The following is a 24,483-nucleotide window of genomic DNA, read 5'->3' as shown; positions in this document are numbered from 1 at the left end:
ATCCCGACCCGCAAAGATCGGTTCAGCGCGCCAGCGAAAATCCAGACGAGCTCCAGCCCGTCATGCCGCCACTTCCGGCAAGCATCAGTTCACTCAGCCCCCAGACCATCGCATCCGCCCGATCCGGAGACCGTGGCCCACGATATCCACTGACCGAGAAGTGACAGAGCTGATCCTCCAGAGCCGCAAACCGGCCATGGTGAACAACCCTGCCAACCTCATAGAGCGCTGCGACCGGCTCTGCGCGTGCCGCCTTGCCCCGCGCCGCCGTCACCAGTTTGACGGAAGCATGCGCCCGCACACTCCGGATCGTTCCCTCTACCAGAGCCCCCCCGAAGTTCCGCTCCGCAACAATGCGTTCAGCACCCCATTCATCAAATGCCCGCAGGGCCCTGGCAGCCCAGCCCGCCGGACTATCCCTGGCAGACAGATCTTCCAGCACATGCCCCACACCAGCCGCATCAACGCCGCAGACCACAATCCCGATCTCGTCGGACCTGTAATCTTCCGGTCCCGCAGCCCCCGAAGGATCAACAGACACCAGAATACGCCGCATCCGAGCAGCAACATCCGAACGGCTCTGCGACGTAATCGCCACCTCGCGCCGGAATATCTCCAGCCGCCACAGCGCGCCTTCAACAACCGATTGATATTCACCATACAGAAACCGCCGCCTTTCCCGCTCAGGGAGCACTTCAAGGCTGGCGAGATAATCCTCGCTCAGATTATCCCGGTTAGCCTGCGGATTGAGGATCATCGTCGCATAGAGCGACCTGTCTCCAACCGGTTCCCCCGACTTGGGCTCGATCCCGTTTTCGAAAAGCGCATAGAGCCAGTGCCCCATGCTCGGCGGGTTGGCATCGATATATTCCTTGACCGCCAGATCCGTCTTCTGCGCCAGACGCGTCAGAAGCATGTTTCGCGCGCCATAACTGATCTGGCTGGCCTCGTTCAAATAAACGGTCGCAAATTCCAGACCCAGAATTTTCTCTGTCCGCTGTTCGTCATCCAGCCCCCCGAAAAAGATCGTCGATCCATTCGGGAACGTCACAACACAGTCCTGCCGGTCCAGCTTCCACCCGACCTGCGGAAAACACATCCGCATGACCTTCGGAAACGTGTCCCGCAAAACCGACGCCTTCAGCGCCGTCAGCCGATAACGAAAAATGCCATGCCGACTGTCCGGTGCCTTCAGCGCCCGGATCACAACGGCCCGAACCAGAACAAAGGTCTTCCCGGACCGCGAGCCACCCCTCAGAAAAATATGCCGCGCCGGCCCACCCAGAAGCCGCACCGCCTCACGTTGCGAATCATTCAGTCTAAAGGGCGTTGTCATCACTGCTGATGCTAATCGAAATCATCCCCGACCGCCCTTCGGATTCCATACCCCCCCTGAAACGGGACGGACGATGCGCCCGAAGCAGAAACGCCATCAACCCGTCACTGTACCGTTTACGAACAATCGGATTGCCCGTATCCGGATCACAGACGACACGCCCCGCATACGTAACAGGCTCATCGTATCCCTCCACGGCGCGTCGACGCGCTTCCGCTTCAAGAGCATCCACAGCCTCTTCCAGAGCCTCCTCCCACTGGGAAGAAAATTCCTTATCCGTATCTTTCCAGAGGTATAACGTACTGCGCTGAACTTCAGCGACACGCCCGGCTTCAGAAATATTTCCACTCACAGACAGATGTTCGAGAAATCTCTTCTTCCGTTCCCAAGACTGTTCCCGCCGCAAAGAACATTTACCAGATACGTCATCATCCATCTGCTTCAACCCTTTCCCCCAGATCGCCCTGAGCACCAACCATCAGATGGCTTTCAACGAAGCCTCCCTGCGGCTCATCATCATGCCACTCTCGAGCCAGACAGCCCGAACCGGCTTGTGCCGAGGCCGATCCCTGTGACTCGTCCCTCGCCGCGCCAGGGTTTCCACATTCCGCTGCGTCTGTTCTCGTTCAGCCTGCACCGCCACACGGGAGAGGGTTTCCGGCGCGATCTCTCCAATCACCCGGGCAGAAAGAACCGACCGCTGACAGGAAATGGACCGGCACCGAACATCCAGGCGAGAAAGACCTGCATCCACCAGTTCATGCCATTCCAGAACAACATCTGCCCGATGAACCGGCTCGCCTTCATAAACGAGAGGACATCCGACAAATGAACCTGCATTTTTCCGAAGAACAATGAATGTCTGTCTGCCAGACAACACAACGCTACCAGAAGAAATTTCACATTTTTCCATAAATCAGGAAACTTCCAAAATAAAAGCCGACCTTCTTTTGAAAGGTCGGCTTCAGGTTTTCATGTCGTAATTCTTCAGTATGTATTTTTTATACCAAAACCGCGTTCATATATCAAGCGGTAATTTATCGTTAACCAGATTTTTACTATTTTTCTTTTTGGATAACACCTCATAGGCATGCGCCAACTGTTCCAGAAGCAGTGCACACTGAGCCGACACCTTCATCCGCGCACGCCCTTCTGACAAAGCTGGATAGAGATGCCGCGCCATAACCGAAAACGACATTTCCCGCGCCAAAAGCATCTCGAGACGAACATGCGCACACAGCCCCAGCATGTCACGAATCTGCGTAATCCGCGCAGAACACTGCCCGCGCCCCATCATCCAGGTGTGAATATCTCCCCGCTCCCTGACACGACCATCAGAAGATGGAGTTTCCACCACCCCCAGAGAGGCAAAAACATATTCGCGATACCAGCGATCCGCAGCAGCCAGTTCATCGTCCCCGATATCGCCGGCGTCGTACATGGACTGCACCGCGTTCACGACCCGGAACGTATTTCCAACCCCGCGGATCTCAGAATGGCGATATCGCTCCCCAGTCGGCCTGACCACACCCTCGGGCAGTCCCGCAACAGCGACTGGTATTTCCCGCACCATCTCGAACATCAGTTGATCTCCAGCCCAGTCTCACGACCACCCATCGGCTGCAGTCCCGGAAAGACCGGTACCAGATCCGCCCCCCACAGCGCACTCCAACTTACAGGATGACCCGCAGGTAATGTTTCGGCGGTCTCCCGGTCCGTCACCGTCCGCATACGTGAAGCCGACGCCTCAGATGTTTTTCTCGCAGAACGTCCCCGCCCCTTGCGTGCACTTCCCTGCTCAGGTAGCCAACCATCGGACGCCAGCATGGCGGCGAGAGCGCTTGCGGATACCCGCCGGGGTGCGGAACCTGACTTGACCTGCCTCATCTCAACATCCTTCATCAGTACAGAATTGTTGCTAACTTTGGCAAAATGCCACAGTGTGTGATAAAAAAAACTTCTTCTGGATTTGGCATAAAGCCATTGCTAAAAAGGCCTCATGGCCAAACACAAGCGCCCGGACTCTCTGACTGCACTCCAACGAGCCATCGGAACTCGCATTTCCTGGGCTCGTGAACTCGTCATGCCCAATCAGAGCGAGTGCGCCCGCCTGCTGGGCGTTGACGCTTCGACCCTCAACAAGATCGAACGCGGTGACCGCGCACCCAGCGTCTTCCTCATTGCTGCACTGTCGAACCGTCTGCGCGTCTCGACAGATTTTCTTCTAAAAGGCGTCCTGAACGGTCGTACCGACGAAGAACTGGCTTTGCGGCTGGCTGCCCTGCACCCAGAACTGGTGCTCCAGCGACAAGACATGGCTCCGAACACGGACAGAAACACATCTTCCGACACACCTGATCCGCCCAAGAGACCAGATGAGGAGATCCATTAGTGACTGTTTCACTGGTTTCCATACGCTTTCAGGCGCCCCCCATTCGATACGACACGATAAGCTCGCCTTATCGATGGAATGAACAAATCGGAAACATTCCCGGTCATCAAAACATCTAAATTCATTGACCGGCTCCCTTCCTTCCCCGTTAGCTGCCCCCATGACAACCTCCGATTAACGATAAATTAATGGCACTATGCCATTGGGTCAAGGAACAAATATGGCTTTAAGCCATTAAGACAGCTTTTGAGCACCACCAATTTTCCGAATTGCAGCCACAATCCGGCATAGCAGACAGGCATCCTCAACCGCATTTCACAGAGGAATCGCGCTGAAGAGGCTCATATTACAGCTTTTTTCTGACTGTATATTTTAATGAAATTTGTACTTTTGAAGCACCAATTCAATTATCGAGACATTCTATGTCCGCCCACGCAGACGCTTTCCCGAAAAAAAATTACGGCGCTTTTTCACAATCCCAAGCACCAAACGGCCCTTCCCCTCAGACAGGAGCGCCTGAGGGGTATCTGCATCATTCAAAGTACTCACCCTGTCCTCAGAGCTACTCGTGAATGACGTCCAAATCTCCGAACCGGGTATATTCCCCTTCGAAATACAGCTGGATCATTCCGGTAGGGCCATGCCGCTGCTTCTCAAGAATCAACTCGGCCTTGTTGTGCACCAGAGCCATCTTGCGCTGCCACTCCTCTGTCGCAGCCTGGAACTTGTCATTGCTGTCATAGGCACTGTCTTTGGGCTGGCGCTGCTGCAGGTAATATTCGTCGCGATAAACGAACATGACCGCATCCGCATCCTGCTCGATCGAACCCGATTCGCGCAGATCCGACAGCATCGGTCGCTTATCCTCACGCGACTCGACCTGACGTGAAAGCTGGGACAACGCAATCACAGGCACGGAAAGCTCTTTCGCAATCGCCTTGAGCCCCTGCGTAATCATCGAAATTTCCAGAACACGACTGTCAGGCTTCGTTCCGATGGCCGGACGCATTAGCTGCAGGTAATCTACCACCACTAGGCTCAGGCCCTGCGTCCGCGCCAGGCGGCGGCATCGCGTCCGCATGGCAGACAGGGAAATCGCCGGCGTATCGTCGATATAGAGCGGCAGTCGCTGAAGCTCACGCGCGACCCGCACAAACCGGTCAAATTCCTTCTGCCCGATATCACCGCGCCGGATCTTTTCACCCGAAACTTCAGCCTCACCCGAAAGAATACGGGTCGCCAGCTGCTCGGATGACATTTCCAGCGAGAAAATCGCCACCGCCCCTTTGGGCTTCTCGCCTCTGTCTTCGGCATCCCGCAGGATCGAGCGTGCCGCTGAGAACGCGATTTTGGTCGCCAACGCCGTCTTGCCCATCGCAGGACGCCCGGCAAGGATGATCAGATCGGAAGGATGCAAACCACCCGTACGCTTGTCAAAGTCCCGCAGACCCGAAGTCAAACCAACCACGTCGCCAGTACGCTGATAGGCCTGGGTCGCAACACTGACAGCTACCGTGAGCGCCTTGGTAAACGAGACAAACCCGCCTTCTTGCCCCCGCTCCGTCGCCAACTTGAACAATGCTTCTTCAGACGCCGCAATCTGATCGGAACCATCCAGATCCGGCCGCGCCCCAAAAGCATTGTTAACGACAGTTTCACCAATATCGATCAATTGCCGACGGACCCAGGCATCATGGATCACCCGTCCATAATCACCCGCATTGACGATACCCACCATCGCCGTCAGCAGCTTCGCCAGATAGGCCGGGCCACCTGCAGCATCCAGAACACCGGTATGCTCGAATTCCGCACGCATGGTCACGGGATCGGCCAACTGCCCCCGCTCGATGCGGCGGGCAATGGCCTCGTAGATCCGTCCATTGAGCGGATCAGAAAAATGAGCCGGCTCCAGAAAGTCCGAAACCCGCTCATACGCCTTGTTATTGGTCAGAATGGCGCCCAGAAGCGCCTGCTCGGCCGCCGTACTGGACGGCGGACTGCGCCTCAGCAGGACACCCAGATCTCCGTCGTTCGAGGAAGCATCAGAGACGGTCGGAGAAGAATGCGATTCGATCATGTTCACGCTGCCCTTCTACCATCCTGCATCGCGACCAGAAACGGATTACCGCGCGACCCAACCATCCTCAGCCAGAACAACACCCGCCAGATAAAGGCTACCACAGATCAGTACGCGTGCAGGCGCACCCCCTCCAGCCACCAAACGCTCCAGAGCGTCCCTGACGGTGGGACCGGCAATCGCCCGCCCCCCCGAAGCCGCAATGATCTCTTCGACTGGCATCGCCAGATGCTGTCCCGGCTCTGCCACCGCCTGAACCGAAGCCGCCCGCTCAACAATCGGCTTCAAAAACCCAGAAGCATCCTTGGTCTGCTTCACACCCGCGATCACGTGGACCGGCCGGTCTTTCCAGCCATCAAGAACCATTCCCAACACCTGCCCCGCATCAGGATTGTGCCCACCATCCAGATAGAGTTCCCACCCTGCAGGAAGCATCTGCGCCAGCATGCCATCCAGTTTCTGCAACCGTGCAGGCCAGAAGGTCTTGGAAAGACCCTGATAAACCGAAACCGGCAAAGCCAGCCCAGAAACCCGTAATGCGGCCACAGCCAGCGCCGCATTCCCCGCCTGATGCTGCCCTTTCAGAGCCGGCACGGGCAGAGAGAGCACACCATCCACATCCCGATATTCCAGACCATCCGCACTCTCGGCAAAGACAATATCCTTCCCGATCACTCGAAGCGGCGCATTCAGTTCCGCAGCCCGACGGCGAATGACATCCAGCGCCTCCGGTGCCTGGGCAGCCGAAACAACCGGCACACCCTCCTTGATAATCCCGGCCTTCTCTCCGGCAATAGCCGCAACCGTACTGCCCAGAAACGCCTCATGATCCAAACTGACCGGTGTAATCACGCAGACCGCAGGCTTCGGCACGACATTGGTCGCATCCAGTCGCCCCCCAAGTCCGACTTCCAGCACCACCAGATCAGCCGGAACCTGCGAAAACAGCAGGAACCCCGCCGCCGTCAGAACTTCAAAAACCGTAATCGGAGCGCCGGCATTGACCTGCTCGACCTTCTCGAGCGCGGCAACCAGAACATCCTCATCCACAAGCCGTCCCGCCAACCGAAAGCGCTCGGTCACACTCACAAGATGCGGGCTGCTCATGACATGCACGCGCAGACCTCCCGCCTCGGCTATGGCCCGCAGATTGGCGCAGGTACTGCCCTTACCGTTCGTCCCCGCCACATGAATGACAGGCGGCAGATGACGCTCGGGATTACCCAGCTTCGCCAGAAGCGCCTCAAGCCGCCCCAGAGAAAGATCAATCAGCGCCGGATACAACTCCTGCAACCGCGCAAGAACAGCCCCCGGACGCCCCTGATACTCGCCGGACAGCCGAACCGGCGTCCCACGCTCCACAGTCATTAGGCCGCCGCGTCGGAAACGGTTTTCTGGCGCGTCATGATGCCTAAAATCCGCCCCAGCAGTTCCGGAAGCTCGGAGCGCTTGGCCACAATATCGACCATACCGTGCTCACGCAGATACTCCGAACGCTGGAAGCCCTCAGGCAGCTTCTCACGAACGGTGTCCTGAATGACACGAGGCCCCGCAAACGCGATCAGCGCATTGGGCTCGGCAATATGCACATCGCCCAACATAGCGAAAGACGCCGAAACACCACCCGTCGTCGGGTTCGTGAACACGACAATATAAGGCAGACCCGCTTCCTGAAGCATCTGCACACCAATCGTCGTCCGCGGCATCTGCATCAGACTAACAACGCCTTCCTGCATCCGCGCACCACCCGAAGCCGTATAGACCACCAGCGGTGACTTCTGCAGAACAGCCAGACGGCAGGCGGCCACAAAAGCCTCGCCCAGCGCAGCCCCCATCGTCCCCAGCAGGAACTCGGGCGCCATGACCGCAACAACAGCCTTCTGCCCCTTGATCATGCCATGAGCAACGACCAGTGCCTCATCGAGATGCGACTTGTTCCGCGCATCCTTCAGACGGTCCGTATAACGCTTGGAATCCTTGAATCCCAGCGGATCGACCGGCATCTTCGGCAGCTCGATGGTGGTGTATTCCCCCCCGTCGAACGTCCATCCCAGACGCTCCTTTGCCGTTGCCCGCATGTGATGGCCGCAATGCGGACAGACTTTCTCAGACCGTTCCAGCTCCTTGGTGAGCATCATCTGCCCGCAGGATTCGCAGTTGGTCCACAGATTGTCCGGCACGTCCCGCTGAAGCAGGCCACGCAGCTTGGGTCGGACGTAGTCGGTCATCCAGCTCATGTCGTCTCGTTACTTTCTGCCCGCCTTCAGGACAAAGGACGGAGTGGGGTTAAAGCCCGGCGAAGGGCTGCATTCTCTGGCGCGTTTTAACGCCCGAAGGCCAAATATGCCAGCCCAACCATCAGAGGCCCGTCTTATCGCTCACGCCTGCATCACAAACCATGCCATCTTCTCCAACATGACCCGTCACAGCGGACGTCATACCCGGGATCCGGCTCCTTTACCGAAAAGGCCTACCCGACAGAGCATGTTCCTGAACGGAGAAGACCATGTCCGACAGTTTCAACACCATCCGCTTCCCCAGTCCGCAGGGCCTCAAACCCGGCTGGTTCATCGGCTTCGGTGCCTTCCTGATCATTCTCGGTACCCTAGCCGCCCTAGATGCCATCACCACCACTCTGACCAGCATGGTCATTCTCGGCGCCCTCATGATCATCGGCGGCGTCGCCCAGGTCATGCAGAGCTTCGCCCATCGCGGCCTTCCCCTCCCGAACAAGTGGCTGTCCGGACTGATCGGTGCCCTCTACATTTTCGGCGGCCTGCTTTTGATTGAAGAGCCCGCAACCGGCTCGATCTTCCTGACCGCCATTCTCGCTGGCTGCCTGATCTTCGCCGGCCTCGCCCGCACCTTCTGGGCTGGCGGTCATCGCAACAACCGAAGCTGGCTCGCCCTTGCCATCAGCGGACTCATCACGCTGCTCATCGGCATCATGCTCTACATGACACTACCTTGGTCCGGCCTGTGGCTGATCGGGATGTTCATTGCGGTAGAGCTTCTGATGGCCGGCATCGCCACAGTCCTGTTCGGACTCTCCCTGCGCGACAACGCCTGACACTAAACACTCCGGCAAGCGACAGCCTGCCGGAACATCAAAATCAGGCCCTGACGGCCGCCGCCAGACCTTCAAGCTGTTTCAGAACTGCCGGAACCGTGCGGTCCGTCGCCTGGTCATTCTCCAGCGTGGACGCCATGGTCTTGATCAAGGCCGAAGCCACCACAGCCGCATCCCCGATCCGAGATGCCGTCCGCGCCTGCTCCGGAGTAGAAATCCCGAAACCAACGGCCACCGGCAGGTCCGTCGCTTCCCGGATCCGCGGCAACGCCTGCTCCAGATCCTCCGCACTCGCGCTGTTCGTCCCGGTAATCCCGGTAATGCTCACATAATAGACAAACCCGCTTGCGTCCCTCAGGACGTGAAACAAACGAGAGTTCGACGTTGTCGGTGCCACCAGCGAGATGATATCGAGACCTGCTTCCCGCGCATGCGCATCCAGAAGATCAGCCTCTTCAGTCGGCATATCGACGACAATAATCCCGTCCACACCCGCCTGAGCCGCATCAAAGCAAAATTCGGCCGGACCATAACTGTCAATCGGGTTGAGATACCCCATCAGCACGATCGGCGTTTCACTGTCGCTCTCACGAAACGCCCGGACCATTTCCAGCACACGCCCCAGCGTCGCACCAGCCTTGAGACCACGAAGCGCCGCCGCCTGAATCGTCGGCCCATCCGCGGACGGATCGGAGAACGGCACACCAATCTCAATCAGATCAGCCCCCGCCGCCGGCATCGCCCGCAGCAACTCCAGCGAAGTATCATAATCCGGGTCACAGGCCTGAAGATACGGAATCAGGGCGCCACGCCCTTCCTTCTTCAGGGCCGCAAAACGTGTCTGAATACGGCTCACAGCTTCACTCCCAGATGATGCGCCACAGTAAAGATGTCCTTATCCCCACGCCCGGAAACATTCAGGACAATGATCTGGTCGTTCGCCATGATGGGCGCAATCTTCATGACATGCGCCAGCCCATGCGCACACTCAAGCGCAGGAATAATACCCTCCGTCCGCGTGCAGACCTGAAACGCCTCAAGCGCCTCCTCATCCGTTACGCCGACATATTCGGCCCGACCGATATCATTCAGCCAGGAATGCTCAGGCCCGATCCCCGGATAATCCAGCCCCGCACTGATCGAATGAGCCTCCTCAATCTGTCCGTGCTTATCCTGGAGCAGATATGTCCGATTGCCATGCAGCACACCCGGCCGACCACGGGAAATGGACGCTGCCGTCTTCCCGGAATCCAGCCCATGCCCTGCCGCCTCGACACCAATCAGCCTGACGGACGCATCATCCAAGAACGGATGGAAAATCCCCATCGCGTTCGACCCGCCCCCGATAGCCGCCACGATCACATCCGGCAGACGTCCCTCAGCCTGCGTAATCTGTTCCTTGACCTCCATCCCGATAACGGACTGAAAATCTCGAACCATCTCCGGATACGGATGCGGCCCCGCGACCGTACCAACGAGGAAATACGTGTCGGCAACATTGGCCACCCAATCACGCATGGCCTCGTTCATCGCATCCTTGAGCGTCCCTGCCCCAGCCGTCACCGGCTTCACTTCCGCGCCCAGCAGATGCATACGGAACACATTGGGCTTCTGACGCTCAACGTCCGTAGCACCCATGTAAATCGTGCATTTCAGCCCAAAAAGCGCACAGACCGTCGCCGTCGCCACACCGTGCTGCCCCGCACCGGTTTCCGCGACAATCCGCGTCTTACCCATCCGCCGGGCAACAAGAATTTGACCCATGACGTTGTTGAGCTTGTGGGAACCGGTATGGTTCAGCTCTTCACGCTTGAAGTAGACTTTCGCGCCGCCAAGCTCTTCCGTCAGATGCTGCGCAAACCACAGTGGGCTCGGACGACCAACATAATCCTTCAGGTAATAGTCCAGTTCCCTGCGGAATTCCGGATCGGCCTGCACCGCGCGATAGGCTTCATCCAGCTCAAGCAGCAGGGGCATCAGTGTTTCCGCAACAAAGCGACCACCGAAAATCCCGAACCGTCCTCGGTCATCAGGGCCGGAACGAAGAGAATTGGACAGGGGGGAAGATGTGTTCGTCATACCGCACTCGGTTCCACTTCAGAGCCCCAATGCGATACCAAGGGCAGCCCCCGCCGTCCATCCATCTCGCTGATTTCGGACTTATCCTGCAACAATTCCGGGACAGGACCTTGCGATCCCGCTGCAGTCAGGACATGAGAGAGCCTCACAGCCATTTCATTTATTCCAAGGATCTGCCTGATGTTCCTCGTGCGCCCCGCTGGCGTTCCGGCCCGGGAAATCGGACCGGATATCGACATTTCGAAAGCGGTCTGGCTCGACCTCATCAATCCGACCCCGGACGAAATCACCCGAGCTGAAAAGGCCCTTGGTACCCATATCCCCCGCCGGGAAGAACTGGAGGAAATCGAAAGCTCGTCCCGCCATCACGAAGAAGATGGAGTCCTCTATCTCTCAACCCCCCTCGTCAGACGAGCAGAAGGCACGGCATTTTCCCTGCCGATCGGCTTCGTCCTGACCGACAGACGCCTCATCACCGTCCGTTATGCCGACTATTACGGGTTTGACATCGTCGGACGCCGTCAGGCCGAACGCGACCCAGCCAAAGGCGAGCCTTCCGCCAACGAAGTCCTCGTCGAGATCATTGAGGAAGTCATCAACCGTCTGGCAGACACCTTGGAAGGCCTTGGCCGCGACCTCGACGCCATCTCCAAACGGGTCTTCAACACCGATCGTCCCCGAGACCCGGCGCGCGCGGGAGAAATGCTGCGTGAAACCCTGCGCCGCCTCGGCCATGGCGGCGATCTCGCCTCCATGATCCGCGACAGCTTGCTCGGGCTGGACCGGATCCTGATCTATATCAGCGACAGGACAGAAAAAGATCCACAGGCCCTGAAAACGCGCATCAAGGTCGCAGGGCGCGACATCGCCTCTCTCAACGACTTCGATGCCCAGACCGTCAATAAGGTCCAGTTCCTGCTCGACGCCACACTCGGCTTCATCAGCATCGAACAGAATGATGGCATGAAAGTCCTGACCGTCGTCAGCGCCATTGGCATCCTGCCAACCCTGATCGCAGGCATTTACGGCATGAACTTCCACAACATGCCCGAACTGTCATGGAAATACGGCTATCCCTACGGCCTGACCCTCATGGCACTTTCGGTCATACTGCCGCTGCTCTGGTTCTGGCGTCGAGGATGGTTCGGCGCCCGTTAGGAAGCCTCTTCCACCCGCAATCCCGGCCCCACGGACCGCTCCAGCAGAACCGACCGCTGATAAGCAACCGGAAACTGCCGCAGCTGCTTCTCCCAAAGCGCCGGATCTCCATTACCGTTCTTCGGCAAAACAACACTATCCACCCCACATCGGCGCAGAAACGCCGCCTGATCCGGCAGAATATGCCCCTCCGCGCGGATCTCACCGGAAAACCGCAGATATTCCCGCAACTCCCGGGCCTGCGTGAACCCACGCCCATCCCTGAAAATCGGGAACCGCAGCACCACGAGATCCAGCCGGTTCAGATAAGGCCGCAAAAGCGCCGGATCGTCCGCACTCTCCAACAGGACAGCCCGCGCGTCATCCCGTTCCGCCAGTTCTCCAACCGTTACCAGCACTTCATGAACCTGCGCGGTCCGCTCACCAAGTTCAAACAGTTTCATATGCCGCCTCCCTGAAAGGCTCATGCCCCAGCCGCGTCAACGTATCGAGGAACGTCTCGCCGTTCTCCCGGCGCCCGAGATAGCAGTCTACAAGCCGCGCAATCGCATCCACTGTCTCATCTTCCGGCAGAGCGGCCCCCAGAATCGTCCCGATCGCCGCACCATTCTCAGCCTGGCCACCAACCGTCAGCTGGAAGAATTCTTCTCCACGCTTGTCCACGCCCAAAAGTCCGATATGCCCGGCGTGATGGTGTCCACAGGCATTGATGCAGCCCGAAATATTGATCCGCAACGCCCCAATTTCCGCCTGAAGCGCCGTATCCGCAAAACGCGCCCCCAGCTTCTGGGCAATCGGAATGGACCGCGCATTCGCCAGCGCACAGTAATCCAGCCCCGGGCACGCCACGATATCGCCGATCAGCCCGATATTCGCTTCCGCAAGCCCGACTTCCGACAGTCCAAGCCACAGATCCCGCAGCCGGTCCTTGCGGACATGCCCCAGAACCACATTCTGCAAATGCGTGATCCGGATTTCCCCAAACGAATACGCATCCGCCAGATCCGCCAGACGCCCGATCTGCGCCGACGTCGCATCCCCTGGAATCCCGCCAGCCGGCTTCAGCGAAATGGTCGCAATGATATGCCCAGGATCGCGATGAACATGCGTATTGCTCCGCACCCAGCGATCAAACAGCGGATCATCCCTCCGCTGCTGCGTCAGCACAGCATCCGCATCGTCCGGCGCCTCAAGCAATGGCACGGCAAACCGCGCCCGGATCGCCGCAACCGCCTCCGGCGTCAGCCGGTACCGATCCAGCTCCATCTGACCCAGTTCGGCTTCTACAGCCTCCCGATAGGCCTCAACCCCGATTGCCTGAACGAGAATCTTGATCCGCGCCTTGTAGATATTATCGCGACGCCCATGAGCATTATAGACGCGCAAAATAGCCTCAAGCGTCGCCAGCAGGTGCTCCTCGCGCACGCTGTCAAACAGCTCTTCGCCAATAACCGGCGTCCGCCCCAGTCCCCCGCCCACAAAAATCCGGAACACCGGAGCCCCATCCTCACCCGGACGAGCCAGAATCCCGATATCATGAAAGCGTGCGGCCACCCGGTCATTCGGACTGCCCGAAATCGCAATCTTGAACTTGCGTGGAAGGAACGTGAATTCAGGATGCAGCGTGGACCACTGCCGCAGAACCTCCGCATGAACCCGCGGGTCCACCAGCTCATCCGCCGCCGCGCCCGCATACTCATCCGCCGTCACATTGCGGATGCAGTTTCCGCTGGTCTGGATGGCATGCATGTCCACTTCAGCCAGCTCACGCAGAATATCCGGCGTATCTTCCAGCCGGATCCAGTTGAACTGGATGTTCTGCCGCGTCGTGAAGTGCCCATAGTCGCGATCATAACGCCGGGCGATCTCGCCCAACTTGCGCAACTGCCGACTGTCCAGAATTCCATAAGGAATGGCCACACGGAGCATATAGGCATGTAGCTGCAGATAGAGCCCGTTCATCAGCCGCAGCGGCTTGAACTCATCCTCACTCAGCGTCCCGTCCAGACGACGGTTCACCTGTCCCTCGAACTCGGCAATCCGCGCCTGAAGGAAATCCCGGTCTACCCGGTCATACTGGTAATGGCCGACAGGAATGCTCACTGTTCGGTCTCCACTGCAAATTCGGGATGAACTGTCGGGCCATGAGCCCGGATCTTTTCACGAACCGTAACAGGCTCCGGCGGAACAGCAGCCTGCACCGCCGTATCATAGACGCCCACCACCCCATCACGCTGGGCCTCTGCCACTACGCGCGCAAGCACTGCTTCCGCCTCATCCGCATCCAGAAGGGCCGCGCGTCCAATGTGCAGATCCCACGTCCCGCCCTCACACCACCAGACGATCCGACCATCCAGCAAGCGATTGGCAGTCAAAACCAGCTTCTGACCAGGTTCAAGTCGGACAGGACGTTTCATCAGCGCTCACCTTCCTGATGAATCCCGACCTGACCTTCAGACCGAACCCATCATGAATCCATCCCTGCTCCCACGCCTGAACAGCAGAACGAAGGCATACCTGAGACAGAAAATTCACCACAACAGATCAAACATTGATCCATCATGGTAGGATATCCAGTCCTGTAAAACCTATTTCGTGATTTTTACAAAATACTTTTTTTATTGGTTATATGGAGAAGGAAATCGGTGCCCGGCTTGGACGCTGCATTCCGGCTTCTTCCGCATGCTGCAGCAAATGCTCCAGCGTGACGGACGCCATCTTTTCCGAAACCTCATGATCCACCGACTGCCATAACGGCTCCAGAACCTTGCTCCGCAGAAGATTGCCCCCATCCCCGGGCATTTCCTGATCTTCCGTCACAGTCCGGACGATCTCGTTCAGCGTGATGGTCCGCGGCGGCCGCCCCAGGCGATAGCCACCCTTGGGCCCACGGACACTGGAAAGCAGCCCGACCCGGGACAACGCCTGCAGCACGGGCTCAATCCCCCGACGCAGCATGTCACCACGCCGGGCAATATCCGCCCCACTCACAACCCCGGATCGGCCTGCATGGAAAGCGACATCCAGCATGATGGATATGGCGGTCAAAGCTCTATCACGACGGAGATACATGAGAATTCCGATTTGCTGCGACAGACGATATCATCATGACATAGTCCGATTTCAGTTCGTCTATCTCGTTTTCCATGCTGGAATGTCAATCACCCCTTGAGGAGTTATCCAGACTTCCAACATATTCACGATGAAAACGGTGCCCCAGAGACGTGAGAACCTCGTATCCGATCGTTCCCGCCGCTTCGGCAACATCATCGACACTCCGTCTGGGCCCAATCAGATCCACCATCATGTCTGGGCCTAATTTTCCTTCCGCCACATCTGAAATATCCACGATCAGGGAATCCATCGAGACCCGTCCCAGGATCGGCAGACGGATATCCTCGAACCACGCACAGCCCTGCCCAGCGCCATGCCGGGAAAAACCATCCGCATACCCGACAGCCACCGTCGCAATCCTGCGCACCCGATCAGGCCGATAGGTCAAGCCATAGCCAACCCCCTCACCCGGAAAAATCTCACGGATCTGCAGAATATGAGCCTGAAGCCGGACCACCGGCAAAAGCGGATTAGGGCCAGTCCGATTAGGTGCAATTCCATACAGCGCGGCACCCGGTCGCACGACATCCAGATGATAGTCCGCCCCAAGGAAAATCCCCGATGATGCAGACAGACTGAGCGGCGCAGACGGCAACCGCACGGACATCTGCAACATTCGGTCTTTCTGGGCCTGATTGGCAGGATGATCCGGCGTATCGGCGCAGGCCAGATGACTCATGACAAGACCGATCTTCAGCCCATCCACAAGTCCCTTATCCGTCTGCAAGGTTTCAAGATCGGCGTCGGAGAGTCCGAATCGTGACATCCCGCTATCAACCTGAAGCGCCGCTTCCGGGAGCGCGCCGGTCCGCAATCCTTCATCGCGCCACAGCGCAATCTGCTCAAGACTGTTCAGGACAGGCCGCAGACCATAACGCACACAGTCTGCAGACGCCCCTGGGCGCGGTCCATGCAGCACCGTAATCCGGGCCTGTTCCGAAACAACTGACCGCAGCCTGATGCCCTCATCGACATGCGCGACAAAGAAATCCGTGGCTCCGGCATTCTCCAGAACCGGAGCAACCCGTTCGATTCCCAGCCCATAAGCATCAGCCTTGACGACCGCAGCACAGGAAGCACCTGAAGCCAAAGTCTGAAGATACCGGTAATTGGAAACAATCGCGTCCAGGTCCACCGTCAGGCGGGCACCGGCACGATAAGAAGGCCACAGAGGGTTAGGACATGCGCTCATCATGAAAAATTAGACTATCCTTTTCCCGATCAGAATATCCTACCGGACAACCGCATAATCTTTCAGTTAACAAAAAATCCATGATCGAAAATGCGAAAATAGACCGATAATTCCATCATGATCTTCGACCGCATCACCGAATCCATCCTGCGCATCCTCCAGCACGACGGACGCCTCAGCAATGCCGAACTTGCACAACGTGTGGGCCTTTCCCCGTCGGCCTGCCTCCGACGCGTCCGCCTGCTTGAAGAACAGGGTGTCATCCGGGGTTACCGAGCCGTCATCGACGAACGCTCGGCCCACAAGCTCACCACCGTTATCGTTCAAATCACCCTTGAGCGCCTGACGGATGAAACGCTCCGCCGATTCGAAGCCCGTATCCGCGAGTGCCCCGATGTTCGGGAATGTTACCTCATGACGGGTGAAGCCGATTACCTGCTCCACGTCGCCGCGCGGGATCTCGCTGATTATGAACGCATTCACAAAGAAGAGCTCTCCCGCCTCCCCGGAGTCGTCCGCATCCAGAGCAACTTCGCAATCCGCCCCGTCGTCCAACGCTGGATCAGTCAAGCCCCTTCCTGATTCACCAAAAACCAAAAATGCGTTTGCGAACCATTTGCATTTGAACTAGGTTCTCTTCATCGGTCCCTGTGAACGGAAGCCTGCTTCTCCATGATCGTCTGCTCATGCAACGCGCTGTCCCATCAGGACATCGAAATCGCCATCCACAACGGCGCATCCCGGCCAGCGGAAATCTATTCAGCCCGAAAATGCAAAGCCAAGTGCGGCAACTGCGTCCCCGGCATCGTCTGCCTTCTGCGCTCCGCCCTTCAAAAAACACAGATGGAACAGACGCAGCTCAACGCCGCATAAAAAACAACCCGGACTAAGCCGGGTTGCTGGAAGTCATACTGTAAACGCAGCTTCAGTCCTGATCAGGCGCCGAAGCAGAATTCTTCTGGATGTAACGCTCGATGCCGACCTGCTTAATAAGGTCGAACTGTCGGTCGATAAAGTCTTCGTGTTCTTCTTCATTGACGAGGATTCTCAGCAGAAGATCACGCGAGACATAGTCCCGGACGCTTTCACAGTAAGCAATTCCGTCCCGCAGATCCTGAATGGCCTTCTCTTCAAGCTTCAGATCGCATTCCAGGATTTCCTGAACCGTCTGACCAATCAGAATCGGGTTCAGACGCTGCACATTCGGCAGACCACCCAGAAACAGGATCCGCTCGATCAGCCAGTCCGCATGACGCATTTCCTCGATGGACTCGTCATACTCCTTCTTCCCCAGATGGGTCACGCCCCAGTGCCGGAGCGTCCGGGCATGAAGGAAATACTGGTTGATCGCCGTCAGCTCATTCGTGAGCTGCGTGTTAAGATGCTCGATCACAACAGGATCTTTGATAGCCATGGTCACAGACTCTCCGAAAAAAGCTGAAGATATCGAATACGGGGAACAAAAGAAAATCATATTCCCGAAGACTGGCGGGACAAGCCCGCAAAGCTGTCGCACCCAGATCGTTATGCACGATAGCACCATACCATCCAGCGGGTGACAGCTTTTGATCTGCTCAAAACGCAGATCAAAAGCTCCCCCAAGAACCGTTAATCAAATCACCAAAAGCCCGAAAATCACGTGCCAAGCGCATCAATTAATGGTTCTTCGATCCCTCCACCTGCTCCAGCCCCGTTTCCGGATCAACCAGAAGACCGTTACGGATCACGAGATCAAACACGTGCGCGCCCTTTCACGACGTCCGGACTACCTTCAGTGAGACAAGTCCGAAAACAGCACTAGCAGATCCTCAATGGCAGGCGCGATACTGGCCACAGGAGTACGCTCGTTCAGACCGTGCATAAAGGAATCCGAATTTTTGATAAAAATCGGACTGATCCCGTAGCTCGGCACATCATGGGAACGGAACCACATACTGTCACTGGCACCTGAAGACAGCGCAGGGAAAACGGCCACCCCCGGATAGGCAACCTGCATCCCATGCTCGATCGCCTTGATCACATCCGGACGCATCGGAGACGCGGCAGTCTGAACCGACCCTTCTGTCGCATCCTCAATCTTCATGGACGGATCCTGCGCAGCCTGACGAAGTTCGTCCATAATGGCTGTCCGCGGATGACCCGGGAAAATCCGGCAGTTGATATCGGCCGTCACCTTCTGCGGCAAGGCATTCAGCGCATGCCCCCCCTCGATCATGGTCACGACGCAGGTCGTTCCGATGCGACCAATATAGGACGGGTCTGAAGACAGTGTACGAATGGCTTTTTTATCCGCAGGGTTTTTCGCAAAAGCCTTCATGGCAGCTGCCATCTCCGGCTCCTGCCAGCGCGCTGCATTCAGGAAATAGCTACGGCTGAGCTCGTTAACTTCCGGTTTGAAACGGTGCTGCTGGATCCGCAGAAGATCAGCCGCAAGCTCATCGATCGCATTCACCGGACGCGGTTCGGAGGAATGCCCCCCCGGATTGATCACAGTCAGGCGGAAATCGGCATAATTCTTTTCCGCACCTTCCCAGGTGAAATAATCCGGCTTCCCCGTCTTCTCATCAAGCGTGCCATTCGCGCCGTCCATGTTCAGCACCAGTTCGGCATGAGAGAGCTTGTCCGCGATGATGGCGCCCGTCGCCATCGTGGTCTCCTCATCCCCCGAAAACTCGATGATGATATCGCGCCGCGGCTTGTACCCCTCGCGTTTGAGCTCCAGAAGAGCAGCAATCGCCAGCGTGTCATCCAGCTTCATATCCGTGGAGCCACGGCCCAGAAGATAGCCGTCCTCGATCTGCGGCTTGAACGGATCATGCGTCCAGTCCGACGCCTTGGCTTCCACAACATCCATGTGCCCTGAAATCACAAGAGGCTTGAGGGACGGATCCTGTCCCGGCCAGCGGGCGATCAGATAGGCCGTGTCCTTGTAGGGCGTGATCGTAATATCGGACAGAGCAAAACCGCCCTTGACCAGCGCATCGCGGAACAGCGCAGCGACTTGCGGCGTCTGGTTTCCCGGCCCCGCGACCGAGCGCAGTGCAATGGCTTTTTCAGCCAGATCCAGAGCCTGGTCCGCCGCAGCCTGATGATCCGCCGGCGCACTAAACGCCTGGGCCACCATCAGATCGCCAGCCAGCAGCAGAAAGCCGCTTTTCAGCAGGGCCTTGCCCATCCGCTTCCGAGAAAGCCGCGTCCGCTTGAATACGTTCATGCCTTACCCCTTTTAATGCCCTGAAAATCAAGAGACGAAACCACGATCAGACGCCGCCTTGCTACTCCCGGAGGGAACATCATTTCGCAAGAAAACGTTTTTTATCCAAATCGTTCCTCGCTGCGACGACATCGATTTCGACCAACCAGTGCGGATTTGTCAGATGCGGAACTTCGATAACGGTCCGGGCCGGAAAACCGCTGCTGAACCTGGAACGATAAGCCTGCATCATGCCGTCAAAATCCATGTGGCCCAGCCGCGGATCAGCCACCAGATAGACATGCATCTGCACAACATCCTGCAATGTCATCCCGAAATGCCCGAGCGCCCCCGAGATCTGATCCAGCGCACTCCGCGTCTGCTCCGCAGTTGTCGTGCCGGACGCCCTGTCCGGCGCAGGCCCCAGACCGGAGACATAAACCGTCTCTGCTCCTGCCGGGACCTGAACAGCCGCCGAAATCGGAAAATTATCCTTCGGATCGGAATAGCGCTGCACGGTCTGCGCCGACGCACCCTGCACACTCCCCGCCACCCCGACCGCAAACAGACCGATCTGACAGCTCTGACACCACACACGCCGCAGCATGTCAGCAGGAAGAAGGACGCGAGACATCGTCGACACGGCTCCTTCGGGATACGGCCGCATAAAACAGACTGGTTACAACCAGACTGACCAGCCAGGAAACGTCCACTTTTTGAAGATATGGAACAAAAAATCCCGTAAAGAATTCATTTTTCAAAAAAGGAATTTCGACAAGGACACCCAGAACATAACTTCCCACAGCGGCCCAGTTTACATACCCGTATATACCGCCATCTTTTCGGAAGAATGAATCAACATCATAGTCTCCATGACGCAGAACATAATAATCATACAGATTGATTGCAGTCCACGGCACCATGACAGCCATCAGGATATCCAGAAAAGCCGCATAGGATTTCATGAAGGTATCCGCCATTCCCAACGCGAAGAACAGCGATAGCCCCAGCAGCGCACATGTCAGAACAACGCGGCTTCTCAAAGCTGCCCGCCATTCAGGCAGAAAGGTCTGGATGATCGTGATACTCGACAGCGCCCCGCAATAAACACTCATGGCATTAGCCAGAGCAATGGACAGAGACAGAACCACCAGCACCGGCGCGCCCCACACTCCCGCCAGATGCCCCAGCGACTGTACCACGCTCTCGCCAGGCCATTGCAGGACCAGAAAGGCGCCCAGGATCATCGGGAGGATCGTGCCAAGCACAGTCCCCCCATAACTCGCCCAGAACGTATTCCGGACGGACAGACTGTCCTCGGGCAGATAGCGAGATGAGTCGGAAACATACGGCGCATAGGCAATCTGCCAAAGTGCCGCGATCGAAAACATACCACAGAAACCGGCGACCGAACCATGAAGCTCCATAAGAAGCGTGATCGGCATGTGCCAGAACCCGACCACCAGACAGTACATGACCGCAATTCCGGACAGCCATGTCACAGCCTTTGAACACGCATGGATCGCCCCATATCCCAAAATACAGGGAACGAGACTGATGAAGGCCAGCAGCAGAACCGCCGGAACCCGCCCCAACACAGGCAGAGCATCGTCCAGCGCCTCACCGCCCACAACACAGTTCGAAGCCGCAAACCCGATATACATCAACACGACCAGTACAATGATCGGAACCGCACCCCAGACTCCGAACTGACCGCGACTCTGCACCATCTGCGGCACACCCAGAACCGGACCCTGCGCGGCATGGAGCGCCATGAAAACCGCGCCCACCAGATTGCCTGCAATCACGGCGACAATCGCCCAAATCAGGGACAGATCGAAAATCTTCGGTCCGAGCGCCCCGGTTACAATCGTCAGGAGCGTCATGTTCGTACTGAACCAGACCGTAAACAGGTCGCGGACACGTCCATGCCGGTGTTCCGTCGGGATCCGATAGATCGTATGAACCTCGACGGACTGATGGAATTCAGCCCTGCGCACCTGTTTCGTCATCAGAATTCCGCCTTGAGCGTACCATAGTACTGACGCGGCGCACCCACGAGGAAGGACTGGTAGTCACCCGACATCGGCACACCATTTTCACCCATCGTAGAAATATATTTCGTGTTCGTCAGGTTATAGACATTGAACTCAAAAGTCAGGTTCTGCACAAAACCCAGGCTTCTGGAATATTTCCCAAGGCTACCAAAGCGATACCGCGCACCCAGCGTCTCGATCCAGTAAGAAGGAATTTTCATGTCCCCTGTATAGCTGTAATTGCGTGTGCCAAGGAACTGGGTATCGAGATGCGCGGAGAAATTCTGCCACTCATAGGCCAGACTCGCCTTGTACATAAAGCGCGGATAAGCAACGATCTGCTGCCCCTTGGTGTGATAGGTCGTTCCGGCTTCCGTAACGTTGTTGTCATAAGTCGCGTGATTGTAGCTGATGCTGTTATACAGCGAGAGCCCCTTGACGGGCATCAGCGTCAGACCGGCATCCACACCGTTCATGGTCACGCCACCCACATTCGCAACCGTAGAAATCGGATTGACGATCGACCCCGACGTCACCTGCTGCAGACGGTTGTGGAAATTCGTTCTATACGCATGCACGGACGCCAGAGCATATTTGTGCGTAAAACGATAACCGACCGCAAAATTCCAGTCCGTCTCAGGCTTCAGACCACCATTTTGCAACAGCTGATTATACGCGGACTGTGAAACGGAAAAAGGCGATGCCCCTTCCTTGAAGGCCTGTACAGGATAGGACTTCACGTTCTCCGCGATGTCGAAATACAGCTCGTGATGTTTCAGGAAATGCCAGTCTCCGCTGAAATGCGGCAGGAACGCCCTGGCCGTCGTAATGCTGCCACCTGCGATCTGACCAACGCCCGTATAGCTCTCATCATTGGCATACTGCCCACCCCGCACCGTCTGCAGAAGCGACTTAAAGCCGAAATGCAGGGAAAGGTTGGGCAGAACATGATACGTGTCCTGCACGAAAGCCGTAAAGCTGTTGGAATTAAGGTTCTGCCCCCACAGCGTGGCATAAGGGTCAGGAAGTTCCCCAACCGAATTGACAGGCTTGGCCTTCCCGGATTCCACATCCGAAAGCAAGGGTTCCTGATAAGCGAAACGCCCTACATCGGTATGGAAATTCTCATACCAGACGCCACCGCTGATATCGTTATGCGCGATCTGATAATGAAGCGCGGACGTAAAACCGAAGCGCTGGGAATGCGTCACGGTCGCCTGGTCGATCAGCGGCGCACCATTGGGAGAAGAAACATACGGATTGGCCCAGGTTCCGCGCAGATACTGCCCATGACCGTACACAACACTTTCCCAACGCAAACGATCCGTCAAAGCCAGATTTGCTTTCAGACCACCCAGATAATCACGCTCAACCAATGCACCATCGTAATAGGATGCATCCCACGGATCGGACATCTTGGAATAACCCGCCGGCAACGCACCACCCGGAAGACCATTTGCTGAAAGTGCGGACAGATAGGCTTTTTTGTAGGCGTTGGGCGTACCGTAAAAGTTGTCGAGCCGGTATCCACCATTCTTGAGCATGTCGAAAGACATATCCTGATACAGATAGCTTTGCGTCAGGTTGTAATCAAAGAAAGAAGAAATACTGCTGTGCTCACCAATCGGCTGCACAAACTTGGCGTTGACCTGCTGACCGAACTGGTCCCCGCCCCCTTTCCACTTATTCTGCGAATTGCGCATGTAGGAGACGTAAAATCGGGTGCCGCTCTTATTCAGATCGCCACTATCCATCCGCAAAAACGTATGAAATCCACTGTTTGAGCCAAAGGTCTGTGACGCCAGACCACCCGCCTTGTGTTTGGGGTCGGAAGAGACATACTCGACAGCACCACCCAGATTGCTGGTACTGGCAACAGATTCAGCCCCTGCTCCCATGGAGACATCCATCCGGCCGACATTCTCGGCAGAAATTGCGTTAACGGAGTTCAGACCGTTGAAGGTATGAAATTCCTGATCACCCAGCGGAATACCATCCAGCGTCATGCCGATCTGGTTCTGCAGGAATCCGTGCATGTAAAACTGGGTAGACCAGGTATCCATCCCCTGCGGATCATCTGACTGGAACATGATGCCCGGCTGACGCGCCAGAACCTTGAGCGGATTAGTGCCTGGCACCGCGTCCGCCAGCGCTTCGGAAGATACAGTCGTAACGGCACCGTGAGGAACGTGGCGGGCTGTCACCTGCATGCTCTCGCTTTCCAGCGCCTCACGCGCTGTAGCACGACGGGCCCGCACGGCCTTCGAGTGAACAGGAGCTACCTTGCTAGGATTGTGATGGACGACGGGACGGGCCTGCTTCCTGGGATCTGCGGCCTGGGCCGCACAGCAAGAAAATGCCGTCGATGCGAGAACCCAGACCAGAAACGAAGATGCACCCTTTCGTTTCAGATCCGACTGAATTCTGCTTCCTGAAACGGGAAAACAACAGGCATCCTGATCCGGTAATGGAATGTTATTCTTGGACATCATATTCCCGTACTTTCCCAAAGCAGTCGTTTGAAGGAGACACCATCAGTCACTGACAGGCTACAGAGGAAACCGAAAGGCATGCAGCCTTTTCGCAAGAGACCATGTCATTACGGAAAAAGGTTGTCTATATCTATTCTGATATCGAACTGGTTTTTTGGAAATTTCTCACCCCTAGCAAAGACTATACCGGCATCATTTTTCGCCCGAAATTCCTCAAAATATATCCTTTTATCAATATTCTATTCTTTCCGATTCTACCCTTTTCCGAAAAGAAAAATTCCCCTGCAAAAAGCGCATGAGAAGGTTTGAAAAACACATCTGAAGCCCCTCCGACCTCTGGATAT

Annotated in this window: 25 protein-coding genes; 5 read left to right on the top strand and 20 right to left on the bottom strand. The window is 56.8% G+C overall.

Annotated features, from left to right (window positions below; translation table 11 throughout):
• Positions 1-22 precede the first annotated feature (22 nt).
• From GSP01_RS06720 to GSP01_RS06700, 5 genes are all read right to left on the bottom strand, one after another.
• Positions 23-1,336 carry a phage terminase large subunit gene (locus GSP01_RS06720; RefSeq protein ID WP_174787559.1) on the bottom strand — a complete coding sequence of 438 codons (1,314 nt, stop codon included), beginning with the start codon at positions 1,334-1,336 and terminating at the stop codon, positions 23-25.
• Positions 1,320-1,688 carry a hypothetical protein gene (locus tag GSP01_RS06715; protein ID WP_237469038.1) on the bottom strand — a complete coding sequence of 123 codons (369 nt, stop codon included), beginning with the start codon at positions 1,686-1,688 and terminating at the stop codon, positions 1,320-1,322. The genes GSP01_RS06720 and GSP01_RS06715 overlap by 17 nt, the downstream gene beginning before the upstream one ends.
• Before the next feature lie 323 nt (positions 1,689-2,011).
• A complete protein-coding gene (locus tag GSP01_RS15120; protein ID WP_255320877.1) occupies positions 2,012-2,143 on the bottom strand; it encodes a hypothetical protein in 132 nt (43 codons plus the stop codon).
• Between the two features lie 211 nt (positions 2,144-2,354).
• Entirely contained in the window at positions 2,355-2,918 is a 564-nt protein-coding gene (locus GSP01_RS06705; RefSeq protein WP_141352009.1) for a hypothetical protein, read from the bottom strand.
• A complete protein-coding gene (locus tag GSP01_RS06700; RefSeq protein WP_141352007.1) occupies positions 2,918-3,223 on the bottom strand; it encodes a transcriptional regulator in 306 nt (101 codons plus the stop codon). Before GSP01_RS06700 ends, GSP01_RS06705 begins: the two co-directional genes overlap by 1 nt.
• A gap of 112 nt (positions 3,224-3,335) precedes the next feature.
• Here GSP01_RS06700 and GSP01_RS06695 point away from each other — a divergent pair, with 112 nt between their 5' ends.
• A complete protein-coding gene (locus GSP01_RS06695; RefSeq protein ID WP_024717025.1) occupies positions 3,336-3,728 on the top strand; it encodes a helix-turn-helix domain-containing protein in 393 nt (130 codons plus the stop codon).
• A gap of 562 nt (positions 3,729-4,290) precedes the next feature.
• Here the strand turns inward: GSP01_RS06695 and GSP01_RS06690 are convergent.
• The 3 genes from GSP01_RS06690 to accD are packed head-to-tail and all read right to left on the bottom strand — an operon-like array spanning position 4,291 to position 8,042.
• Positions 4,291-5,805 (bottom strand): replicative DNA helicase, encoded by a 1,515-nt coding sequence (locus GSP01_RS06690; protein WP_141352005.1) that lies wholly within the window; start codon positions 5,803-5,805, stop codon positions 4,291-4,293.
• A 45-nt stretch (positions 5,806-5,850) separates the two neighbouring features.
• A complete protein-coding gene (locus GSP01_RS06685; RefSeq protein ID WP_141352003.1) occupies positions 5,851-7,173 on the bottom strand; it encodes a bifunctional folylpolyglutamate synthase/dihydrofolate synthase in 1,323 nt (440 codons plus the stop codon).
• Complete coding sequence (accD, locus tag GSP01_RS06680; RefSeq protein ID WP_141352001.1) at positions 7,173-8,042, bottom strand: acetyl-CoA carboxylase, carboxyltransferase subunit beta; 870 nt, start codon at positions 8,040-8,042, stop codon at positions 7,173-7,175. Before accD ends, GSP01_RS06685 begins: the two co-directional genes overlap by 1 nt.
• A gap of 269 nt (positions 8,043-8,311) precedes the next feature.
• Here accD and GSP01_RS06675 point away from each other — a divergent pair, with 269 nt between their 5' ends.
• Entirely contained in the window at positions 8,312-8,875 is a 564-nt protein-coding gene (locus tag GSP01_RS06675; RefSeq protein ID WP_141351999.1) for an HdeD family acid-resistance protein, read from the top strand.
• 43 nt (positions 8,876-8,918) lie between these two features.
• Here the strand turns inward: GSP01_RS06675 and trpA are convergent, their stop codons facing one another.
• Complete coding sequence (gene trpA, locus GSP01_RS06670; protein ID WP_141351997.1) at positions 8,919-9,731, bottom strand: tryptophan synthase subunit alpha; 813 nt, start codon at positions 9,729-9,731, stop codon at positions 8,919-8,921.
• Entirely contained in the window at positions 9,728-10,954 is a 1,227-nt protein-coding gene (gene trpB, locus GSP01_RS06665; RefSeq protein WP_141351995.1) for a tryptophan synthase subunit beta, read from the bottom strand. Before trpB ends, trpA begins: the two co-directional genes overlap by 4 nt.
• A gap of 180 nt (positions 10,955-11,134) precedes the next feature.
• Here trpB and GSP01_RS06660 point away from each other — a divergent pair, with 180 nt between their 5' ends.
• The gene (locus tag GSP01_RS06660; RefSeq protein WP_141351993.1) at positions 11,135-12,112 is read left to right on the top strand and encodes a magnesium transporter CorA family protein; all 978 of its coding nucleotides are present in this window, start codon (positions 11,135-11,137) and stop codon (positions 12,110-12,112) included.
• On the opposite strand, the gene GSP01_RS06655 is transcribed toward GSP01_RS06660, so the two are convergent.
• The 5 genes from GSP01_RS06655 to alr form a co-directional block, all read right to left on the bottom strand.
• Complete coding sequence (locus tag GSP01_RS06655; protein ID WP_141351991.1) at positions 12,109-12,555, bottom strand: DUF934 domain-containing protein; 447 nt, start codon at positions 12,553-12,555, stop codon at positions 12,109-12,111. The two genes, GSP01_RS06660 and GSP01_RS06655, sit on opposite strands and share 4 nt — an antisense overlap.
• Positions 12,542-14,215 carry a nitrite/sulfite reductase gene (locus tag GSP01_RS06650; protein ID WP_141351989.1) on the bottom strand — a complete coding sequence of 558 codons (1,674 nt, stop codon included), beginning with the start codon at positions 14,213-14,215 and terminating at the stop codon, positions 12,542-12,544. Before GSP01_RS06650 ends, GSP01_RS06655 begins: the two co-directional genes overlap by 14 nt.
• Positions 14,212-14,529 (bottom strand): DUF2849 domain-containing protein, encoded by a 318-nt coding sequence (locus GSP01_RS06645; RefSeq protein ID WP_141351987.1) that lies wholly within the window; start codon positions 14,527-14,529, stop codon positions 14,212-14,214. Before GSP01_RS06645 ends, GSP01_RS06650 begins: the two co-directional genes overlap by 4 nt.
• Before the next feature lie 208 nt (positions 14,530-14,737).
• The gene (locus GSP01_RS06640) at positions 14,738-15,184 is read right to left on the bottom strand and encodes an RrF2 family transcriptional regulator (protein WP_141351985.1); all 447 of its coding nucleotides are present in this window, start codon (positions 15,182-15,184) and stop codon (positions 14,738-14,740) included.
• An 85-nt stretch (positions 15,185-15,269) separates the two neighbouring features.
• A complete protein-coding gene (gene alr, locus GSP01_RS06635) occupies positions 15,270-16,421 on the bottom strand; it encodes an alanine racemase (protein WP_373320009.1) in 1,152 nt (383 codons plus the stop codon).
• Between the two features lie 114 nt (positions 16,422-16,535).
• Between alr and GSP01_RS06630 the strand changes: the two genes are divergently transcribed.
• Positions 16,536-17,000, top strand: a complete 465-nt coding sequence (locus tag GSP01_RS06630) for an Lrp/AsnC family transcriptional regulator (RefSeq protein ID WP_141351983.1) — start codon at positions 16,536-16,538, stop codon at positions 16,998-17,000.
• 90 nt (positions 17,001-17,090) lie between these two features.
• A complete protein-coding gene (locus GSP01_RS06625; protein WP_141351981.1) occupies positions 17,091-17,291 on the top strand; it encodes a (2Fe-2S)-binding protein in 201 nt (66 codons plus the stop codon).
• A 52-nt stretch (positions 17,292-17,343) separates the two neighbouring features.
• Here the strand turns inward: GSP01_RS06625 and bfr are convergent, their stop codons facing one another.
• The 5 genes from bfr to GSP01_RS06600 form a co-directional block, all read right to left on the bottom strand.
• Positions 17,344-17,832, bottom strand: coding sequence for a bacterioferritin (gene bfr, locus GSP01_RS06620; RefSeq protein WP_141351979.1), 489 nt, complete (start codon positions 17,830-17,832; stop codon positions 17,344-17,346).
• Positions 17,833-18,189: 357 nt separating this feature from the next.
• Complete coding sequence (locus GSP01_RS06615) at positions 18,190-19,632, bottom strand: M20/M25/M40 family metallo-hydrolase (protein ID WP_228123858.1); 1,443 nt, start codon at positions 19,630-19,632, stop codon at positions 18,190-18,192.
• Positions 19,633-19,711: 79 nt separating this feature from the next.
• Positions 19,712-20,245 carry a RidA family protein gene (locus tag GSP01_RS06610; RefSeq protein WP_141351977.1) on the bottom strand — a complete coding sequence of 178 codons (534 nt, stop codon included), beginning with the start codon at positions 20,243-20,245 and terminating at the stop codon, positions 19,712-19,714.
• The gene (locus GSP01_RS06605; protein WP_141351975.1) at positions 20,220-21,623 is read right to left on the bottom strand and encodes a purine-cytosine permease family protein; all 1,404 of its coding nucleotides are present in this window, start codon (positions 21,621-21,623) and stop codon (positions 20,220-20,222) included. The genes GSP01_RS06610 and GSP01_RS06605 overlap by 26 nt, the downstream gene beginning before the upstream one ends.
• Positions 21,623-23,905 carry a TonB-dependent receptor gene (locus GSP01_RS06600; protein WP_237469036.1) on the bottom strand — a complete coding sequence of 761 codons (2,283 nt, stop codon included), beginning with the start codon at positions 23,903-23,905 and terminating at the stop codon, positions 21,623-21,625. The genes GSP01_RS06605 and GSP01_RS06600 overlap by 1 nt, the downstream gene beginning before the upstream one ends.
• Positions 23,906-24,483: the final 578 nt, after the last annotated feature.

The organism is Gluconobacter sphaericus NBRC 12467, from assembly GCF_006539125.1.
In the GTDB taxonomy this organism is placed as follows: domain Bacteria; phylum Pseudomonadota; class Alphaproteobacteria; order Acetobacterales; family Acetobacteraceae; genus Gluconobacter; species Gluconobacter sphaericus.
Note: the sequence above shows the minus strand (reverse complement) of the source record. Positions and strands in the feature narration are given on the sequence as shown.

Bases quoted from the DNA above. Each gene is read 5' to 3' on its own strand.
- GSP01_RS06720 (WP_174787559.1), bottom strand. From the start codon at position 1,336: ATGACAACGCCCTTTAGACTGAATGATTCGCAACGTGAGGCGGTGCGG.
- GSP01_RS15120 (WP_255320877.1), bottom strand. From the start codon at position 2,143: ATGAAGGCGAGCCGGTTCATCGGGCAGATGTTGTTCTGGAATGGCATG.
- GSP01_RS06705 (WP_141352009.1), bottom strand. From the start codon at position 2,918: ATGTTCGAGATGGTGCGGGAAATACCAGTCGCTGTTGCGGGACTGCCC.
- GSP01_RS06700 (WP_141352007.1), bottom strand. From the start codon at position 3,223: ATGAGGCAGGTCAAGTCAGGTTCCGCACCCCGGCGGGTATCCGCAAGC.
- GSP01_RS06695 (WP_024717025.1), top strand. From the start codon at position 3,336: ATGGCCAAACACAAGCGCCCGGACTCTCTGACTGCACTCCAACGAGCC.
- GSP01_RS06690 (WP_141352005.1), bottom strand. From the start codon at position 5,805: ATGATCGAATCGCATTCTTCTCCGACCGTCTCTGATGCTTCCTCGAAC.
- GSP01_RS06685 (WP_141352003.1), bottom strand. From the start codon at position 7,173: ATGACTGTGGAGCGTGGGACGCCGGTTCGGCTGTCCGGCGAGTATCAG.
- accD (WP_141352001.1), bottom strand. From the start codon at position 8,042: ATGAGCTGGATGACCGACTACGTCCGACCCAAGCTGCGTGGCCTGCTT.
- GSP01_RS06675 (WP_141351999.1), top strand. From the start codon at position 8,312: ATGTCCGACAGTTTCAACACCATCCGCTTCCCCAGTCCGCAGGGCCTC.
- trpB (WP_141351995.1), bottom strand. From the start codon at position 10,954: ATGACGAACACATCTTCCCCCCTGTCCAATTCTCTTCGTTCCGGCCCT.
- GSP01_RS06660 (WP_141351993.1), top strand. From the start codon at position 11,135: ATGTTCCTCGTGCGCCCCGCTGGCGTTCCGGCCCGGGAAATCGGACCG.
- GSP01_RS06655 (WP_141351991.1), bottom strand. From the start codon at position 12,555: ATGAAACTGTTTGAACTTGGTGAGCGGACCGCGCAGGTTCATGAAGTG.
- GSP01_RS06645 (WP_141351987.1), bottom strand. From the start codon at position 14,529: ATGAAACGTCCTGTCCGACTTGAACCTGGTCAGAAGCTGGTTTTGACT.
- GSP01_RS06640 (WP_141351985.1), bottom strand. From the start codon at position 15,184: ATGTATCTCCGTCGTGATAGAGCTTTGACCGCCATATCCATCATGCTG.
- alr (WP_373320009.1), bottom strand. From the start codon at position 16,421: ATGATGAGCGCATGTCCTAACCCTCTGTGGCCTTCTTATCGTGCCGGT.
- GSP01_RS06630 (WP_141351983.1), top strand. From the start codon at position 16,536: ATGATCTTCGACCGCATCACCGAATCCATCCTGCGCATCCTCCAGCAC.
- GSP01_RS06625 (WP_141351981.1), top strand. From the start codon at position 17,091: ATGATCGTCTGCTCATGCAACGCGCTGTCCCATCAGGACATCGAAATC.
- bfr (WP_141351979.1), bottom strand. From the start codon at position 17,832: ATGGCTATCAAAGATCCTGTTGTGATCGAGCATCTTAACACGCAGCTC.
- GSP01_RS06615 (WP_228123858.1), bottom strand. From the start codon at position 19,632: ATGAACGTATTCAAGCGGACGCGGCTTTCTCGGAAGCGGATGGGCAAG.
- GSP01_RS06610 (WP_141351977.1), bottom strand. From the start codon at position 20,245: ATGTCTCGCGTCCTTCTTCCTGCTGACATGCTGCGGCGTGTGTGGTGT.
- GSP01_RS06605 (WP_141351975.1), bottom strand. From the start codon at position 21,623: ATGACGAAACAGGTGCGCAGGGCTGAATTCCATCAGTCCGTCGAGGTT.